Source organism: Kitasatospora sp. NPDC043949 (assembly GCF_056435365.1).
Window position 1 is genome coordinate 1 of the sequence record NZ_JBWKEQ010000017.1, and the last position, 20,238, is coordinate 20,238.

Annotated in this window: 5 protein-coding genes; 3 read left to right on the plus strand and 2 right to left on the minus strand. The window is 72.5% G+C overall.

Annotation, left to right across the window (positions count from 1 at the left end; genetic code table 11):
* A partial coding sequence (locus AC07AL_RS16235) for a hypothetical protein (protein WP_478317677.1) occupies window positions 1-201 on the minus strand: 201 nt, incomplete at its 3' end.
* Between the two features lie 60 nt (window positions 202-261).
* On the opposite strand from AC07AL_RS16235, the gene AC07AL_RS16240 reads away from it, so the two are divergent.
* Window positions 262-11,814 carry an OTU domain-containing protein gene (locus AC07AL_RS16240; protein WP_478317679.1) on the plus strand — a complete coding sequence of 3,851 codons (11,553 nt, stop codon included), beginning with the start codon at window positions 262-264 and terminating at the stop codon, window positions 11,812-11,814.
* Window positions 11,815-11,848: 34 nt separating this feature from the next.
* Here the strand turns inward: AC07AL_RS16240 and eccD are convergent, their stop codons facing one another.
* Complete coding sequence (gene eccD / locus AC07AL_RS16245; RefSeq protein ID WP_400805984.1) at window positions 11,849-13,231, minus strand: type VII secretion integral membrane protein EccD; 1,383 nt, start codon at window positions 13,229-13,231, stop codon at window positions 11,849-11,851.
* A gap of 201 nt (window positions 13,232-13,432) precedes the next feature.
* Here eccD and eccCa point away from each other — a divergent pair, with 201 nt between their 5' ends.
* Window positions 13,433-17,359, plus strand: coding sequence for a type VII secretion protein EccCa (eccCa, locus tag AC07AL_RS16250; protein WP_478317726.1), 3,927 nt, complete (start codon window positions 13,433-13,435; stop codon window positions 17,357-17,359).
* A complete protein-coding gene (locus AC07AL_RS16255) occupies window positions 17,356-20,115 on the plus strand; it encodes a hypothetical protein (RefSeq protein ID WP_478317680.1) in 2,760 nt (919 codons plus the stop codon). The genes eccCa and AC07AL_RS16255 overlap by 4 nt, the downstream gene beginning before the upstream one ends.
* Window positions 20,116-20,238 lie beyond the last annotated feature (123 nt).

Genomic DNA, 20,238 nt, shown 5'->3' on the forward strand with positions numbered 1-20,238 from the left:
GCGCACGAGTTGGGCCACCAGATCGGTCTGCGGGACGAGTACCGGGCTTCGGGTCTGTCTCATCGTCCTGCGGTCGAGGGGAGTCTGCTGGGTGATCACCGGGCTCCGGCGCCGGGTGGTCTGGGGCAGGGTGGTCTGCGGGAGCGGCACTTGCAGCTGATCTCGTCCGTGGTGGGGCACCTCGACCCGGCTCCCACGCATGGTCGGACCTGGGATGAGGCGCGGGAGTTGGCGTCGCCGCATGACCGTGAGCATGTCTGGGTGGACCCGGTTTCGGCCCCGCACGGGACCGGTTCGCACGAGGGCGGCCCGTTGGACGTCGCTCCGAGGGCGAACATCCACGAGGACAACCTGCCGCCGGAGCACCGGCGGTTGGTCAAGCAGCCGGGTTACTCCTCCGGTGACCAGTTCGGTATCTCGGTGGCGCTGCTGAACGATTCGAACCTGCACGTCCTGATCGCGCGGGGGCCGCGCACGGCGGAGGGCCACGCCGTCAACCCCAAGGACAAGTCCCTGGAGATCGAGGCCTTCTACCGCTCCATCGGGATCGACGGGGATCGCATCCACACCGTGGAGGTGCCGACCATGGAGACGGGCCGCCTCTACGAGGTGATGGACGCGGAGGCCCGCCGCATCGTGGCCGAGGACTGGGAGGTGCTTTCCGAGCAGGACCAGGAGGCGGCGGTCAAGAGCGTCACGTTCGGTACTGACAAGGTCGCCAAGGTGTTCTCGGACGAACTGCGCCAGACCGTCCGCGACGCCTGGAAGATGACTCCTGCGCACGATCAGCGGATCGCCGACTGGCTGACGGGCCGTGGGATCACGCTGCCTGCCCGGGGTTCGAAGGTCTTGGTGCTCTGGTCCCGTTTCACCGGCAAGGCCACGCAGTGGGCCGACCTTGGCGGCCGGATGGAGCACGACACCAGTTTCCAAGGCGTGCGGCAGATCCTGCGGGAGGTCGCCCGTGAGCAGGGCATGGTGCTCATCACCGGTGACCCCCATCCTTCTCGGCAGAACAAGTGGAACGAGCTGGTCGCGGAGATGCGCGAGGAGCTCGGGATCGACACCATCCACCACGTCACCGGCTTCTGGAAGGACGGTGGATCGGACCCGTCCGTCTGGACGGAGAACCTCAGGACCGGCCAGTTGAGGCTGTACGACTTCCTGAATCGCCAGTACGACATGAACCACCTCGGGGCCCGTTCCGGCAACCTGGAAGCCGCCGCACTGCTCGGCCACAAGGTCGCGTACCTGGAGGAGAAGGGCTCCAGCGGACGGGAGCGGATGGAGAAGTGGCACGCAAACGACGTGGGGGAGACTGGATTCGGAGGCAAGGCGCCGGGCTACGAGCGGGTGGTGATCCCGACCCCGCCCACCGCGTCCGGCCGGTACACCATCCCGTACGACGAGAAGCACGGCGCCTCCAAGCAGTCGGGGGCGGGCGGTAAGGGCAAGGAGAAGAAGCAGTCGGGTGGGGGCGGCAAGGGCAACCAGCCGCAGGCCAAGCCCAACCACGGTTTCCACCTGAGGGGCGACATCCTCCGGTGGCGCAAGCCCGTCGACGTCTACGGCCAGGAACGCGGCTTCGGGTACGACGCTGTGGCCAAGATCCGGGAGCAGCTGGGGCTTTCGGGTGACCGGCCGCTCGACGCCGGGCAGTTCGCCGCCAACCGCGTCCAGCACCTGCGGAACCGGTACGGCAAGCTGCGCCAGGAGGTCGTGACGGCCTCGGGCGGCGGACGGGCGGTGGAGGATTACCTGGGCAAGTTCGACGAGGTCTTCGCCGACGGGCCGCGGTACGCCGACAACCCCCCGTGGCAGGTGTACCGCAGGATGGCCGAGGAGGGGCTGCCCCTGTTGCCCGAACTGCAGTCGTACCACCGCAGCCTCCACGACGGCGCGTACCTGTACGAGATGGGCTACCAGATCCACGAGGTGCCCCGCGACGGGGACTGTCTCTACCACTCCGTCAACCACGTTATGGGCACGGCCGTCAGCCCTCAGAACGCGGCGATGCTGCGCAACCGCGTCTCCAGGTGGATCGGCCACAACATGGAGCTGGTCACCGCATTCGCGCAGACGCACGGGGCGAAGCCCGATGATCTCGGCTGGATGGTCAAGACGAGGGGGTGGTGGGCCGGGTCGAACGGTGATCTGATTCCGTCGATCGTCGCCTCGGCTCTGGGGGTGCGGCTGCACATCTTCGACGGGGTCAACTGGCACTCCTTGGCGCCGGTACCCGGTGCCCCCGAGGGCAACAGGGACGTCTCCCTGTTCCTCTCCGACAGTCACTACTCCCCGTTGAGTCCTGTCCCCGCTCCGGAAGGGGTACCGGCTGCCGCCAGCACCCAGGAGGGCGATGGGGCCCCGAAGCGGCCGCTTGAGCACAACAGTGACTCGGAGCCGGAGGATTCGGCGGAGAAGAGGCTTCGGCCGGCGCCTTCGGGGGTGTCGGAGGAGTCGGTGGTGGTGAATCCGCTGGCGGTGGAGCACGGTGGTGGTATGCCGGTTCCGGGGCCGTTGCATGAGCGGGTGCAGGCGTTGGAGCACCTCGGTCCGGAGGCCCGGCGGGAGCTCGCGGCCGATACCGCTTTTGTGGAGAGCCTGCGGTCGGAGTTGTCGGCGGAGGACTTCGCGCAGGCGGCGGCGCGGTTGGTGATCGACGTCGACCCCCGTGTGCATCAGCCGGTTGCTTCGCGGCGTGAGGCTGAGTTGCAGGTCGCGCGGATGTTGCAGGACAAGGAGGTCGCGGCCAGGCTGGTGGCGGCGGGTGTGCGCGTGGTGGTGGTGCCGCGTGATGTGCCGTTGACCGGGGTGGCGGGTTTCGAGAAGCTTCGCGGGCTGGTGGCCGGCGGTGAGGCGGGCAACGGGCGCAGTGTTGACCAGTTGCGGGGGGCGAACGACGAGCTTGTGGTGGCGATCCCCGAGGAGAACCTGCTCGGTGAGCGGACGACGGTCGGTCCGCATGCCACGCAGCCGGAGGGGTATTCCTCGGCGACTCATGAACTCGCGCACGCGGTCCTGGAGTTCGGGCTGAGTCGTGAGCAGAGGGCGCTGGTCGAGGAGGCGTACCGGGGGAAGCGTCTCGCGGACGGTCTGGCTGATCTGTTCGGTGAGGAGTCCGTGACGGTCTGGCCCGATGGATCGCGGCGCAATGCTGCGGGTGAGCCGGTCGGCAACTACTCCTCGGCCGATGTCCACGAGTTCTTCGCTCAGCTGAGCAACACGTATCTCGGGACGAACCACGGGAACGATCCGCAGACCGGGAAGCCTCGCAACAACGGTGTCGACTGGGTCCGTGAGAACGAGCCGGAGCTGCTGCCGCTGCTGGAACACCTCTACGGCACCGACCCGCAGTCCGTCCGGGCGCGGCCCTCGAACCAGGTCAGCCGCGTCCGGGCCGAGGAGGAGATGTTTGAGGGTCTCCGGGAGTTCATGGACGGGAGGGCCGAGGAGCAGCGCGTAGAGGAGATGTTCGAGGGTCTCCGGGAGTTCATGGACGGGAGGGCCGAGGAGCAGCGCGTAGAGGAGATGTTCCAGGGCTTCCGGGAGTTCATGGACGGAAGGGGCGAGGAACAGCACATCGTCGTGCCCGAGGAGACGGCGGTCGTGTCGCAGGACACCTCCCACGTCGTCTCCGAGACCGAGTCGGTAGAGCAGGCCGTCGACCACACCGTCTCCCACGACGAGTCCACCACGCAGGAATCGGTGGTCGCCGAAGAGAGCGGCCTGCCGCTGACCACGGACGATGAGGGGGCTGCGCTCCAGCAGACCTCCTCGCACACCGAGGAGACCACCGAGGAGACCACTGAGGGGATCACTGAGGGGATCACTGAGGGGATCACTGAGGGGATCACCGAAGAGTCGCTGACGGTGGCGAACTCCCATGAGGTCACGCAGAGCTCGCAGCAGCAGCAGGATCAACAGCAACAGCAACAGCAACAGCAGCTGGAGCAACAACAGCAGCAAGAGGTGCAGCCTCCGCCGCCGCCCGCCCCGCTACCGCCGTCCCGTGTCGGCGAGCGCGGGTTGGCCGCGTACGACGTCCTGGTCGCTCTGAACCACGACGACGTGCGGATTCTGAACCAGCTCACCGACCGGTTCGCCGAGGCGCTGCACGGGGACCGGGATGCCGCGCGGACGCTGGCGAACAGCCTGTTCGGCGGCGAGGTGCTGCGGCCGACGGTGTCCGCGTTGTCCCGGGGCGATGTCCGGGAGGTGGACTTCCAGGCGGGCCAGTGGTCCGGCACGGTCCGGATCACGGGTGGCGCGGGGGACGGCACGTACGTCGAGACGGTGTCCGGCTTCGAGTTCGAGTACGGCTCGGAGCAGCAGAGCATGATCGGCGTCACCTCCGACGGGTTGACGCAGGCCAACCTCGGTGTGCAGTTCAAGGCGAAGTTCGGCAGCTCGGGGGATCTCACCGAGACGCTCGGCTATCAGCACGGCTGGCTGCACGGCAGTGCCACCGCCGAGGCCAGCAGGACACTGGCCCGGGGTAAGACCGTCGAGCCGGCGGCGCTGTTCGACACGCCGTTCAACGTGCGGGTGGAGTTCCTGGACGCCCGCCTCCAGGGCGCACCGGGGCCGTGGAAGGTGCCGCAGCCGATCGACCTCGGTTTCACCGGGCGGGTCGCCGTGCCGGTGCGGGAGACCGCGAACGCGCCGCAGGTGCCCCAGGCCCACTACACGGTGCCGCGGGAGACCGCCGAGAACCTGCGGCTGGCCGGCTCGCACATCGTGACCGACGTCTGGACGACCGCCCGCCCGCCGGCGCCCGTGCCGAACGCCGCGGGCGACATCGAGCTCGCCCCGGTGAACCAGCCCGTCGCGCCGGCCGGGCACGGCGCGGCGGCCCTGGCCACGTTCGTGGCGGGCTTCGAGGGCCAGGCCGAGCAGTACTTCGAAGGGCGCTGGCCCGCCCTCAAGCGCAGGCTGCTGGAGGAACTCGACCTCGGCACCCTGCACCAGGAGCTGAAGGGGGTGATGTCCGGCCAGAAGCTGACCATCGTCGACGACAGCCTGACCGGGCCCGCCGCGGTGATCACCATCGGCGGCGGGACCGTCTCCCGGATGCAGCAGGTCCACACCCTGCCGAGCACCGAGTTCAACATCGCCACCGCGACGACCCGTTCGCACGTCGAGCAGAAGACTGGCAGCAAGGACTGGCAGACGCTGCCGTCCTCGGTCGGCAACTGGATCGCCAAGAACGGCGGTGCCGGGGGCGGGCTGGGCGGCCGGGCCGGCCGGGACGACGTCGAGCTCCACGGCTCCGGTGACGACCTGGGGCTCGGCACCAAGGTCAAGAACCCGGCGGTGCTCTTCGAGGGGGCGGCCGACCTGACCGTCACCTTCGGCTGGCGGAGCAGGCTGGCCCAGCCCGCCGACCAGGACGCCCACGTCGATCTGGGTTTCCGGGTGGTGATCGACCAGGCCGAGGCGACCCTCGTCACCCCGGTCGAGGAGGTCGTGCCCGGCACGCAGCCGCCCGTGTTCACCGCTGCTCAGCAGCTCACGCCCCCCGAGCACGCCCACGCGGTGGGAGACGAAGTCCTGGCCCCCCGAGACGAGTTCTGGCAGGGGCTGCCCGACACCGCCACCGTCCGGGACCTGCGCAGCGTCGCCCCGCTGCACGCCGAACTCGACCGGATCGGCCGGGAGGTGTTCGGCGGCGAGCAGGGCTGGTCGGCGGTGCGCGAGGACATCCTGCAGGCCTACTCGCATGCCGCCGTCAGCGCCCACCTGGTCGGGATGTCGCGCGGATCCGAACTGCGCGGTCCCGAGGTCACCCTCGGCCCGTTGGAGAAGATGCACGTCTCCGTCACGGCCCGGGTCACCCGGATCGACCACGTGCGGCCCCAGAGCAACGCCGAGCTCAACCCGATCCGCGAGAGCAGCACCTTCGACTCGTCGCGTCACCTGCGCTCCGACACGAAGACCGTGCAGGGCCAGGGCGGCGGCAAGGGTCCGGTGCACACCCGGGAGGTGCTGGACGCCGCGGGCAAGCCCTTCAAGGACACCATGCAGGGCAACGTCACGGCCTCCGTGGAGTCGCGGGTCCGCGACGGGTGGCGCGGCGGGGAGTCCAGCAAGAGCTACGCGAACGGCAAGTACGGCAGTGCGCAGGAGCTGTTCCGGACGGAGATCACCCTGGACGTGACGGTCAACGGGGAGCATCGCGGGTCGGTCCCGCTCTCCGCCGAACTGAGCCTGGAGCAGGTGCACACGGCGCTGCGCCAGGTCGGCGAGCACGACCGGAACGGCTTCACGGCTCCCTCGGCCCCGCACCAGGAGGTCGCGGAGCAGGTGGCCACGCAGCGGACGGTCACCCGGCTCGGCCAGTCCGACGTGGTGCTGAGCCTCGGCAGGGGCGACACCGCCGTGCTGAGGCAGATCAGGGAGACGCTCGAACGGCAGTCCGGCCACCCGGTGCCCGAGCGCGTCCTGGCGCGGCTCGCCAGGGCGGTCGACCCGTACGGCCTCAAGGCCGCGCTGTCCCGGCTGAGCCGGGGCGAGCGGATCCGGATCCCGGTCGACCTCGACGGGTGGAAGGGAACGGTCGTGGTGGCGGCCGAGCTGATCAACCCCCGGCCGAGGGAGACGCTGGTCACCGGCTTCGAGTTCGAGGTCGGCAGCCAGCAGCGCACCACCACCGGCACCACCTCCGACCTGCGCACCCGGTTCCGGTTCCGGCTCAAGCTCGGGGGTTCCGTCCCGCACGTCGACCTCGCCGGGGAGGCCTCGCACACCCGGGACTTCGTCAAGGGGCTCTCGATCGACCGCACCGGCGGCACCAACAGCCGGGCCAAGGCCACGGAGTTGGCCCGACTGTCCGACTCCACCGCCGAGTTCACCGTCTCGTTCGAGCCGTCGAAGCGGTCGGCGAGGCTTGACGACCTGACCGTTCCGGTGTCGGCCGTGGTGGCCGCGCCGCACCGCACCATTGATCCGGCCGCGCCCGTGCGGCAACTGCCGAGCCACCGGCTCGGCTCCTCCGACGTCGTCACCGCCGTCTACCGGGGGCTGGGCCGGGAGGGGACGGTCCACGAGGTCGTCCAGGATCTGGGCCGCAGGGCCGCGGGCTTCCTGGGCAAGGACTGGCCCGGCATGCAGCGGAAGCTGCTCGCCGAGCTGGACTTCGACCGGCTGCACACCGACCTCAAGTCGGTGATGGCCGGCCACCCCATCGTGGTGAAGCACGGCCGCAGCCGGGCGTGGATCACCGCCGAGGTACGGGAACTGACCCCGACCGGTCCGGCACCGGTGGTCGAGTTCAACATCGGCCACGGCGCCCAGACCTCGCTCACCAGCGCCGACGGCGGGACCAACACCGGCGGCGGCCAGGGCACCGCGATCACCGGCAGCCTGCTGGCCACCACCGACGTGCTGGCCACGGGGGCGGCGTTCGTCGGCGGCGGCAGCGTCACCGGGGCGTGGGGCGTCGACCGGCTGGAGCACGGCAGTGCCAGCACCGCCAGCGGGACGGCCGTCAAGAGCAAGGTGACGGACGGCCGGTCCTACCGCGCGGACGTGGTGCTGAAGGTCGAGTTCGAGCGCAAGCCGGCGGTGAGCCTGGCCTCCCCGCACAAGATCCGCCCCAGCCGCGAGGCACGGGAGCAGATGTTCCGACGGCAGGACAGGGAGCGGCAGGACGCCGGCGGCAGCGCCGCCCCGTCCAAGTTCCAGGCCCTCAACCGGGAGCTGGTCAGGACCGGGGACCGCCTCGCCCGCGTCGGCCTGTACCGGCGGACGGTCGTCGAGACGCGGATCCACGCCGACGTGCTGCTGGAGTCCGGCCGGGGCGAGCCCGTCCGGCCGCCGCGCCCGGACGATCCCGACCGGCAGTTGCCCCCGATCCCCCCGGCCGTGCCGTCCGCGACGCAGGTCGTCCGGCGGCCGCCGGAATCGGTGTTCACCCACGGGGTGCACGAGACCGGCGTCGTGCGCTGGCTCGACGACACCTCCGGCGTGCGGGACCTGCTGACCGTGTTCGGTGAGCGCTTCTTCCGCGAGGGGACGTGGTCCTGGCTGGAGTCCGTCGCCCGGAACACCCACAGCCACGCGCAGTTGTCCGCCCTGTTCGGGTCGGTCGCCCGGGGCCGGGAGATCCTGCCGCCGTCGGAGGAGCACCCGAACGCCCCGCGCCGCGACGCGGTGGTGCAGGACGGCCGGACCATCGAGACCCCGTCGGCCGGCAAGCGCCTGTTCGTCGACGACGCCGGCATCAGCGCCACCATCTCGATCGTCCAGTTGGAGTACCACAGCGACAACCGGGTGGCCGCCTTCAGCCCGGCCAACGACTCCACCAGCGGCGGGCGGCACACCCGTCTCGACTGGCGGCGGTGGAACGTCCAGGGCCAGCTCGGCGCCAAGTTCGGCGCCAAGGGCGCCGCCGAGTTCACCACCGGCGTCGTCGGTGGGGGCGGCCACCGGTGGCGTGAGGGGCCGTCCGCGGGCTCCTCCGGGAAGACCGTGGCCAACGCCAAGATCCCCACCCCGGCCGCCCGCTACGTCGGCCAGGCCGAGGTCCAGCTGACCTTCCGGGACGGCGACCGGACCGAGACCGTGCAGGGCCTCGTCCCGATCGAGATGGAGATCCCGATCAGCGAGACCACCGTCGTCCAGTCGGTGAGCAACCACCGGGTGCTGTACTCGGTCCTGCACCCCGAGGGGCAGACGATCAGCCGCGGCTCCACCGCCGACGCCGTCGCCGAGACGCTCGCCACGCCCCTGCCCGGCCCCGCCAACGGGGTGCACTACCTCGCCGACCTGAACGAGCGGGGCACCCCCGCCGCGCAGGCTGTCCTGGAGGCGCTGAGCCACCTCCCGGCGGATCCCCGGTACTTCACCCTCGCCTACCACACCCTCCAGCACGACGGGGCGCCGACCTGGCTCGGCAGGGAGCTGAGCCCGGAGGAGATGGCGGGCGCGCTGCTGCGGCTGGCCGAAGGCGGCCAGTGGCAGGGCGAGCCGCTGCGCTTCCTCTCCTGCAACTCCGGTTACCGCCCTCCCGGCCCCGAGGGAAGCGCCGAGCGCCAGGCCTCCTACGCCGACAGGACCCTGCTCGCCCTCCACGAGGCGCTCGCGGCCCGCCGGGCCTTCGCCGAGGCCAACAACCTGCCCCTCAGCCCGGCGCTGGAGCGCCTCGGCCGCCCCGAGGCCTTCGCCGCCGGGGGCCTGGTCCACCTCACCGGCGGGGACCAGCCCCGCATGGTCGTCGCCGCGCGCGTCGGCTACACGGGGAACGGCCTCCCGAGGGTCGAGGGGGCCGGCGACTGGTACCACCTGGCGGTCACCGAGCACGGCACCGTCCAGTCCACCGCACATGGCCAGGAACTCCTGCGCCCGGACGAGGAGCCCGTCCCCCAGGCCACCGAGCACGACCCCATCGACCCGGACCAGCCGGTGCCGGTCGTCCTGGGCGACGTGGGCCAGGTCGGCGTCGGACATCTGGGCGATGAGGATCAGGTCGTCGCCGGGCATGCGGGCGATGAGGACCAGACCGTCGCCGGGCATTCGGACGATGAGGACCAGACCGCCGCCGGATCTTCGAGCAGCGACGGCGATTCCGTCTACTCGGTCCTGATGACCTTCCACGTGACGGTGCCCCTGCCGGTGGCGGAGACCCCGGCCGCGCCGAGGCCCCCGGCCGAGTGGTCGGTTCAGCGCACCCGCGCCTTGGAACTGCTCCAACCGCCGAAGCGGAACCGGATCGAGGGGGAGGTGTACGGCCCGACGGACGGCGGCGGCGCACCCGGGTCGAGGAGGCTGGAACGGCTGGCGTACGACTACGGCACCGGAGAAGCGGCCCGCACCGCGCTGGAGCTGCGGCTGCGTGATTCCGCCACCGTGGCCACGGTGGCCGTCACCCGACCGGGCGGCTTCGCCGAGGTGTGGACCGTCCGCGGGAACACCGAGGAGGAGGGAGGCGGCCTGCGCTGGGAGCTCAAGGAAGCACAGGAGAACGTGGAACAGTCCGCCAGCGCGGTCGTTCCCCCGTCGATCACGCCCGACACCCACCTGTGGGTGACGGCGTCCGGTGACCACGTATCGGCGGACGGTCTGAAGCTGCTTCCGAAGACGACTTACACCATCAGGGCGGAGAACTCCGGCGACATGTACCACATGCGCGCCGCCCTGGTCGCCTATCCGGACCGCGGCCTGGTGATCTGGAACGTCACCGAAGCCACCAAGGGCCAGGTCGAACAGATCATCAATCTGCATGACGACCTGATCCGGTCGGGGCGCACGGTGGTGTACACGACCGAGACGCAACTGCCGAGCAAGTTCGGTCGCAACGAGACCGACGCGTCGGAGGATCTCGCCGCCTACCTCAAGCGGCCGCTCGTCGCCGACCATCTGAAACTGGTCAACAGTGCCGTGCCGTCCGCGACGAGGAACGCGGAGACCAAGGAGCAGGTGCAGGTGCAGGAGCTGACACGGGCCGTGGGCATGGTCGAGAAGCGCACCGCGAACTATCAGGATCCGACGGGCGAGGTGACGTTCCAGGACGCCCGGGTGACGGAGTTCGCCCGTGGCTACGGGCACTACACCCCGGAAGAGGGCGAGGCCTTCCGGCGGGACCTGGCGAATCCGGACTTCGGGGGCTTCGAGGAGGGGAAGAAGTACGTGCTCGTGGTGTACCGGGGCAGCGGTCACAGCGGCCGGGCCGGCGCCAACGCACCGGCCCTCGACACCGGTACGGAGGGCGTGGTGCAGATCATCGAGCAGGCCAAGGCGGCGCTCGGGGACGGTCACACGATCGTTCCGATGGGCGAGGAGCCCGCCGTCTGGGAGGGGCCGGCCCTGCGGGAGTACTGGAACTGGCCGTCGGTCGGGAACCGCCGCAAGGAGCTCGCGCTCCTCAAGTACCTCTCCGACACGTACGAGGTGGTCGGAGCGGTCGGCATGCGCAGCGGCGTGATGGACGAGCTCTCCTTCGCCGGAATCAAGATCGTCTCGATCGACATCAGCCCGCACCGCAACGAGGGCGACGGGCTGCCGAACCTCAAGCAGTCCAAGGGATGGACGCGCGGACTGAAGTTCGAGGAAGCCATGGGGCGGAACTACGGCCGGGCATTCATCACCGAGGCGAGGGCGAATGACCGGATGCTCGAAGGCGCGTTCCCCGGAAAGTTCCTGGGGGGCGATCCGAAGGTGATTCGAAGTGCGATCGAATTCTATCTGGGCCGTCACGAGAGGCCCATGGAAGTCGGGCACGAGTCCCACCCGCACCTGGCGGATCCCGTGCGCGTGGGCCTGGATCAGATGAAGGCCGTCGAGGAGATGACCGGCTTCGAACTGGCGAAGCAGACCCTGCCCTACCTGCGTGAATTCAACGAATTCAAGGAGCGCCTCGCTCCTGACGCGTGGGAGCAGGTGGAGGGGCAGCTGGCTCTGGCGGAGGACATGGCGCACGAGATCGAGTCGGCGGCCGCCAAGGTCTGCGCGACTGCCGTGCCGGAGTTCGGCGCCAACGGACTCAAGGCGCTCGGAGTCACCTGGATAGCCGACAACCACTGGAAGGTCCTGGCGGAGGACTACACCGGAACCATCGACAAGAAGGTCAGCAACGCCGCTTTCAAGGCGATCAGGGAGGGGCTGGAGGAGGCTCTCGCCGAGTACTTGACGAGGCAGGCCAACCCCGGGGTGGACGAGAAGACCATCAAACAAATGCGGAAGGGTTTCTGGACCCCGGAAGTCAAGGAAATGGTCCGGAAATTGACCGAGGACCAGCTGAAGAGGATCTACCAGATCTGCCGTGAGCAGTACAAGGCCCCGTCGGACGAAGACGGCGAGGCCCCGGCCGGATGATCCGGCCGGGGCCCGCCCCGGGGGCCTTGGCGGCTCAGCCGCCGAGGCCCCGCAGGGTGTGGTAGACGCCGCAGGCCTGGAGGGCGAGCGGAAGCAGGGAGAGGGCGCTGAGGGTGTGCAGGATGTCGGCGATCCGGCCCCAGTAGGGGAGCAGGCGCCGGCCGGGGACCGTCCAGGCGACGACCAGCAGGGCGACGGCCACCGCCAGCAGGCCGCCCAGCAGGCCGAGGCGCTCGGCGGGCGAGGCCGTGTGCGCCGCCCGGGAGACCAGCACCAGGCCGCCGTAGACCCCGGGCAGCAGGATGCTCAGCCGCTGGCGGATGCTGCCGACGGCCCGGCCGTGCAGCAGGAGCAGCAGGCTGAGTGCCGCGGCCTCGGCCGGGCCGGCCCAGCCGTCGGTGAAGGCGAGGACGGTCAGGCAGGCCGCGCAGACGGCGCCGATCGCCGTGTAGAGGGCCATCAGGTAGTCGTCGGCGATCAGGGCGCGCGGCAGTACGGCGGCGGCCGGGACGGGCTCGATGTTCTCCTGCAGTTCCTCGGCGTTGCGCGGGAGCATCGGCAGCCGCAGACCGGAGAGCCGGAAGGCGAACGACGGCACGAAGGCGCCGATCAGGACGGCCACCACCGCGACCACGGCGACCAGCTTGCCGAGCGTCAGCCCCGCCAGCACCAGCACCCCCGCCAGCACCCCGAGCACCGCGACCAGCACCACCCCGAGGAAGAGCGGGGCGGCCCCGCCCACCGCCGCCAGGGCCAGCACCGCCGCGCCGGCCCCGGCGGAGGCGGCCGCCAGCACCCGGGCGCCGAGCAGGTCGTCCCCGCCCGGGCCGCTGGGCAGCAGCAGGGCGGCGAGGCCCAGGTACGGGACGGCGGCGGCGCCGAGCGCGGCGCCCGCGCCGGCGTCGGCCATGGCCCGGGAGGCGCTGGCGGCGCCGAGCAGCAGCAGGGCCGCGACGGCCGCCGCGGCGGCCTGGCGCGGGCCGGCGGGGCCGGGCAGGGCGAGCAGCACCCAGGCGGCGGCGAGGGCCGTGAGGGTGACGGCGAGAGCGAGGCGGCGGGTGAGGGCGGGGCGCCAGGTGTCGCCGCGCTCGTTCATGCCGGAGGCCACGCCGTCGACCAGGTCGTCGAAGTGGACCGGCGGCAGGGCCTGGTGGCGCGGGCGCAGGTGGACCGCGTCGCCGTCGTGCAGCTTCAGCGCCTCGGTGCTCTGCTCCTCGTCGAGCGGATCCTCGCCGAGCCGTTGCAGCACCCAGCCGCCGTGCTCCAGCCCGGTCTCGGCGAGGTCCGGGCCCGCGTGGCCGAGGATGGCGGGAAGCAGGTCGCCGAGCGGTACGTCGGCCGGGACGGCCAGCTCGAAGACCACCTCCGGCGCGTGGAACCTCAATCGGCACAGTCCTGCGACGACACTGCTGCTCACGCCAGTCCTCCGGCTCGGTGGTGTTCTCCGCTCGGTTGAACGGGCGGCTCGGCGCGCCGCGTTCAACCGCGGTTGAACCCCGGGTGCCACGCCGTCCGTGAGCCAGAGGGACGGCTGTCGCAGTGAGGAGCCCGTCACAGTGAGGAGCCCTGAGTGAGCGTTGTGCTGGTCACCCGGACGCCCCGGCGCCCGGGGCCCGAGATGCCGGACGGCGAGATCCAGTTGCAGGAGCCGCCGGGTCTGCCGGAGAAGCAGAGCGGCATGGCGAGCGTGATCAGCATGGCCCCGATGGCGCTCGGCTCGCTGTCGATGGTCTTCATGTTCCTGCACCCGGGCGGCGGCGAGGGCGGCGGTGGCGCGCTCAGCTACCTCGCGATGGGGATGATGGCGCTGTCCGCCGTCGGCATGCTGGTCACCCAGCTGATCCGCGGCTCCAGCGACCGCAAGCAGCAGTTGCGCGGCGAGCGCCGCGACTACCTGCGCTACCTCTCCCAGGTGCGCCGCCAGGTGCGGCGTTCGGTCGACGCCCAACGGCAGGCGCTCGCCTGGCGGCACCCGGCCCCGGACGAGCTGTGGTCACTGGTGGGCACCACCCGGCTGTGGGAGCGGCGGGCCGCCCACCCGGACTTCAGCGACGTCCGGATCGCGGTCGGCGCCCAGCGCCTGGCCACCCCGCTCGCCCCGCTGGCCACCAAGCCGGTCGAGGACCTGGAGCCGCTGTGCGCGCACGCGCTGCGCCGCTTCATCCACGCCTACGGCACCGTCGCCGACCAGCCGATGGCGATCCACCTGCGCGGCTTCGCCCAACTGCTGCTGCGGGCCGAGGACCCGGAGGCCGCCCGCGCCCTGGTGCGCGCCGTGCTCGCCCAGCTCGCCGTCGTGCACGGCCCGGACGAACTGCGCATCGCCGTCGTCACCGACGCCGAGCGGCGCACCTCCTGGGACTGGGCCAAGTGGCTGCCGCACGCCCTGCACCCGACCGACACCGACGGCGCCGGCCCGGTCCGGCTGGTCGCCGGCAGCCTCGGCGAGGTCGAGCAGCTGCTGGGCGAGGAGTTCACCAGCCGCCCGGGCTTCGAACCGGACGCCGTGCCCAACCGGGACGAGCCCTTCACCGTCCTGGTGCTCGACGGCCCCGGCGCCCACACCGGCAGCCGCGCCGCGCTCACCGGCTACCGCAACGCCGTCCTGATCGACCTGTCCGACAGCCTGGAGTGGCGCGCCGCCCGCACCACCCTGCGGCTGCGGATCGACGACGGACGGCTCGCCATGATCGGCGCCGACCGCAACCGCAAGGACGTCGTCACCGACCTCGGCCGCCCCGACGCGCTCGCCGTGCCCGCCGCGACCCGCCTCGCCGCGCTGCTCGCCCGCTACCGCATCGCCGACGGCGTGGACGTCGCCGAGCCGCTCGCCACCGACTTCGACCTGACCGCCCTGCTCGGCATCCCCGACCTGAACACCCTGGACGTCGAGGCGCTCTGGGGCCAGCGCGGCATCGCGCAGCGGCTGCGCGTCCCGCTCGGGCTCGGCCCGGACGGCCGCCCGGTCGACCTCGACCTGAAGGAGTCCGCGCAGGGCGGCATGGGCCCGCACGGCATGCTGATCGGCGCCACCGGCTCCGGCAAGTCCGAACTGCTGCGCACCCTGGTGATGGCGCTCGCCGTCACCCACTCCTCCGAGGTGCTCAACTTCGTCCTGGTCGACTTCAAGGGCGGCGCGACCTTCCTCGGCCTGGACGGCCTGCCGCACACCTCCGCCGTGATCACCAACCTGGCCGACGAGGCCGCGCTGGTCGACCGCATGCGCGACGCCCTGCACGGCGAACTCATCCGCCGCCAGGAGCTGCTGCGCGAGGCCGGCTACGCCTCGCTGCTGGACTACGAGACGGCGCGCGCCGGCGGCGCCGCGCTGCGCCCGATGCCCACGCTCTTCGTCGTCGTCGACGAGTTCAGCGAACTGCTTTCCGCGCACCGGGACTTCATGGAACTCTTCGTGATGATCGGCCGGCTCGGCCGCTCGCTCGGCGTCCACCTGCTGCTCGCCTCCCAGCGCCTCGACGAGGGTCGGATGAGCGCGCTGGAGTCCCACCTGTCCTACCGGATCGGCCTGCGCACCTTCTCCGCGATGGAGAGCCGCGGCGTCCTCGGCGTCCCCGACGCCTACCAGCTGCCCTCCCAGCCCGGCAACGGCTTCCTGCGCAGCGACATCTCCACCCTCACCCGGTTCAAGGCCGCCTACGTCTCCGGGCCGTACCGGCCCAAGCGCCGGGCCTCCCAGCAGGCCGCCCTCGCCGGGCAGGTCGTCGCCTACGGCACCGACTACGTGCTGCCGCGTCACCTCCCGGCGACCGCGGCCGAGCCCGAGGAGGAGCAGGCGTCCGACGGTTCGCTGCTGGAGGTCGCCGCCGGCCGGCTGCGCGACGCCGGACCGCCCGCCCACCGGGTCTGGCTGCCGCCCCTGGACGTCCCGCCCACCCTCGACGAACTGCTGCCGCCGCTCGTCCCGCACCCCGAACGCGGCCTCACCACCGAGGACGAGCGCTCCCACGGCTCGCTCGGCCTGCCGGTCGGCATCGTCGACCGCCCTTTCCAGCAACTGCGCGACCTGCTCACCGCCGACCTGGCCGGTGCCGGCGGGCACGTCGGCATCGCCGGCGCCCCGCAGAGCGGCAAGAGCACCATGCTGCGCACCCTGATCACCGGCCTCGCCCTCACCCACACCCCGCGCGAAGTCCAGTTCTACTGCCTGGACTTCGGCGGTGGCACGCTCTCCGCCCTGCGCGGACTGCCGCACCTCGGCGGCGTCACCGGCCGGCACGACGGCGAACGGGTGCTGCGCACCGTCGCCGAGGTCAACGGCATCATCACCCGCCGCGAGCAGTACTTCGCCGAACTCGGCATCGACTCCATCGCGTCCTTCCGCCGCCGCAAGGCCGCCGGGGAACTGCCCGACGACCCGCACGGCGACGTCTTCCTCGTCATCGACGGCTGGAACACCCTGCGCCAGGAGTTCGGCGACCTCGTCCAGCCGCTCACCCTGATCTCCCAGCGCGGCCTCAACTACGGCGTCCACCTGGTCATCGCCACCACCCGCTGGGGCGAGATCAGCGGCGGCCTGCGCGACCAGTTGCAGACCCGCTTCGAACTGCGGCTCGGCGACTCCGTCGACTCCGTCATCAACATGCGCGCGGCCGCCAAGGTCCCCAAGCTGCCCGGCCGCGGCCTCACCGACGAGCAGCTGCACTTCCTCACCGCCCTGCCCCGGATCGACGGCTCCGGCGACACCGACGACCTCGGCGACGGAGTGGCCGACCTGGTCGACGCCGTCGCCGCCCACTGGACCGGCCCACGGGCCCCCGAGGTCAGGATGCTCCCGCTCACCCTCGACGCCGCCGGGCTCCCCGCCCCCGAGGGCCGGCTGCGCGTCCCGATCGGTCTGGAGGACACCGAGGTCTCGCCGCTGTGGCACGACTTCGAGGAGAACCCGCACCTGCTGGTCGTTGGCGACAGCGAATCCGGCAAGACCAACCTGCTGCGGCTCATGATCAACGCCATCACCTCCGCCTACACCCCCGCCGAGGCGCGGATCATGCTGGTCGACTACCGGCGCGGCCTGTTCGACGCGGTGCCCCAGGAGTACCAGCTCGGCTACGCGGTGGCCGTCGACAAGCTCCGCCAGATCGTCGACGGCGCCTCGCGCGCCATGAAGAACCGCATCCCGCCCGCGGACATCACCCCCGCCCGGCTCAGGCTGCGCGACTGGTGGACCGGGCCCGAACTGTTCATCCTCGTCGACGACTACGACCTCGTCGGCTCCACCAGCGGCGCCCACCCCTTCGCGGCCCTGCTCGAAGACCTCTCCCAGGGCGCCGAGATCGGCCTCCACCTGGTCGTCGCGCGCGGCGCCAACGGCGTCGGGCGAGCCCTCGGCGACCCGCTGATGCGCAAGCTCCAGGAGGTCAACTCGCCCTCCCTGCTGCTCTCCTGCCCGCCCTCGGAGGGGTACCTGTTCGGCAACGTCAAGCCCCGGCAGTTCCCCGCCGGGCGCGGCCTCTACATCACCCGGCGACGCACCGTCCAGGTGCAGACCGGGCACGTGGCGGACGAACCGGAGGCCAGCCGGTGACCGCCTCCACGCTGCGGGCGCTCGGCCCGCACTACGTCATCGCGCCGCCCGGCGCGGAGGCCGCCGGACTGGCCGAAGCCCTCGCGCCCGTCCGGGCCGAACCCCGCGCGCTGCTGCTGCTGGCCGCCGCCGCGGACGCCGCGCCCGTCCTGCTCGCCTCGCTCGACGACCTCGTACGGGCGGCGGGTGAGCGCGGCGCCGACGTGCTGGTGCTCGCCGCCTCGGGACTCGCCGCGATCGGGCCGGACGGACGGCGGCCCGCCGAACTGCTCGCCGCCCGCTCCGGGCTGACGATCGTGGCGCCCGACGCGATGGTCAGCATCGAGCCGGACGGAACGCTGTCGGCCCCGGACGGCTCCTGGTGGCGCTGCCCGCCGGGCGGCGCCCAGCTCCGGGCCGAACCGCTCGGCGCGCGGTGGCCCGCCGCGGCCGCCATCACCCCGCTGACGCGCGATGCGTACTGGGTCACCGAAATCGCGGGCCGGGCGCGGCCCGCCGCGCTGGACCACGCGGCCGCGACCGACGGCGGACTGCTGCTCGTCCTCGGCGAACCGGCCGGGCGGCTGCCCACCGGGGCCCAACTCGCCAACGCCGCCGCGCTGCTGCTCGGGACGGTCGCGGAGGACGCGCGCCTCACCCTGAGCGCGCCGTGGGCCGCGCCGGTCGAGCTCATCGAACTCGCGGCGGTCGCGGCGGCCTCGCTGGGGCGGGAGGTCCGGGCGGCCGTCGGCCTGCCGGTACGGGGCGCGGCCGGGCTGCGCCACGTCCACCTTGCCGCGGACGGCACCGAAGGGTGGGAGCCTTACCTCACCGAACTGGTCGCCTGCCCGACCGACCGCACCGTCACGGCCGTCGGCTGGCGCAGCCGGCCCGACCTGCCCGCCGCCCCCGGGCCCGCGCGCTACCCGGCCTTCCCCGGCTGGGAACTGGAAGCCGTCGCGGCCGGACTCTGGCTCCGCCCGGCCGCCACCGCGGACCGCGGCCCCCGCCTTCGGAGGCCCGACCCGGCCGGCCCCGCCCTGGTCGTCGGGTCCCCGGGACGCCCCGTCCCCGAGACACTCTGGGACCACCTCGGGGCCGTCCTCGGCTCGCTCCCGCCGACGCCCGCGCGCCTCGCCCTCGCTGTCGAGGGGACGCTGGACGTCGAGTCCGGGGCGGTCGGGCGTTTCTGCGCCCGGCTGTACGGGCTCGACTGGGTCGGACCCGCCGCTGCTTCGGCTGCCGTGGCGGCGCCCGGCCCGGAGGCGGCGCCCGCGCTTGCGGCGGGGCCCGTAGCTGTACCTGAGCCCGCGTCGGTGGAGCTCGGAGCGTCGGCGGAGGCGGACCCGGCGCCGCTACCGGTGTCGACCGAGCCCGGGGCGCCGGAGCCGGTGGCCGCGACCGGTCCGGTGTTCGAGATCGAGACGGAGGCTGGGACCGGGACGGAGACCGAGACCAGGACAGAGTCCGAAGCCGGGATTGGGACGGAGAGCGGGATCGAGACGGATCCGGTGGCCGTACCGGTCCCCATGGCCACGATGGGGGTCTTCGGAGGAGAGCCCGGGGAACGCCCCGCTTCCCCTCCCACCCCCGAGCCCGCCCCCGGGCCGACTGCGGCCGCGGTGGGCGACACCGGCACGACGGTGGCCCCGGACGCCGGCCCCGGCCCGGCCGTGGAGCCGGGGGCGAGCGTCGCACCCGGGGGAGGAGACCGGACGCCGCCCGACGGGGAGGCCGGCCCCGGGCCCGCGCCGGCAGCCGCTTCGGAGGAGAGCATCCCCGTAGCGGAGGAGGTGCCGACCCCTGCCCCGGCACTCGACCCTGAGCCCGTGCCCGTGCCCGTGCCCTCCGTGGCCGTGTCCACGGAGGCCGCCGAGACCGCCGAGTCCACGGAGCCGCCGGGAACCATGGCGGGCCAGGCCGGGGCACACTCGACGCCCGAGCCCGCGGCCGGCTCCACGCCAGTGCAGGCCCCGGGGCCTGCCCCCGAGCAGGTCCCCGAGCAAGCTCAGGCGCAGTCGACCGCCCCCTTGTCGGACCTGGTCGAGCTCTCCACCCCCGCCGAGGACCGTGCGGCCCTGGTCACCCTCCTCGGGCCCGCCTACCAGCGCTTCGTCCGGCGGGCCGAGGACGTCGCGACCCGCCTGCCCGGCCTGCGGGCCCGGGCCGACGAGGGCGATCCGCGGCCCGAACTGGTCGCCGTGCTGCTCCACCACACCGACTCGACCGTCCTCGCCGAGCGTGCCGAGCTCCGCGCCGCGGCGCGGTCGGGCGCCCCGGGCCCGTTCGGCCCGTACCTGCGCTGCCTCGCGGCCGGGCTCCGGCGGCTGCCCAGCCACTACGGAGGCGTGCTGGTGGCGGGCCCGGTCGAGTCGGCCGACCTGGCCGCCTACACCCCGGGAACCGTGGTCACCGAGCGGGCCCCGGTCAGCGGCCTGGCGGCGCCGGGCGCGGACTTCGGCGAGGACGTCGGGGTGGAGTTCGCCATCTGGTCCGTCGGTGGCCGCCGCAGCTCGGTCTTCGGCGAGCCGGGCGACCAGCCGACCGTGATCTTCGCCCCGGGGACGGAGTTCGAGGTGGTGGACGTCGACCTGCCGGACGAGACGACCGGGCGTCCGGCCCGCGTGCTGCTCCACGAGATCGGCGGCGTCCGCCCGCGCCCCGACCGCCTGCGCAGTTGGCTGGCCCGGCGCGACGCCGTCGCTCCCGCCGACCGGATCCGCCCCGCCGACCCGGCCCGCTACCTCCTGGACCTCGGCGGCGCGGCCGGACGGTGACGTCCTGTGGGGGCCGGGCGGCCGCGTCGTGGCGCGGATCACCTGGTCCGAGGCGCGGCACCGGCGCCCCTCCCACTCTCCCCGGCCGGTGGTGGGCCCTGGCCCCGACCCGGCCGGTCGGGC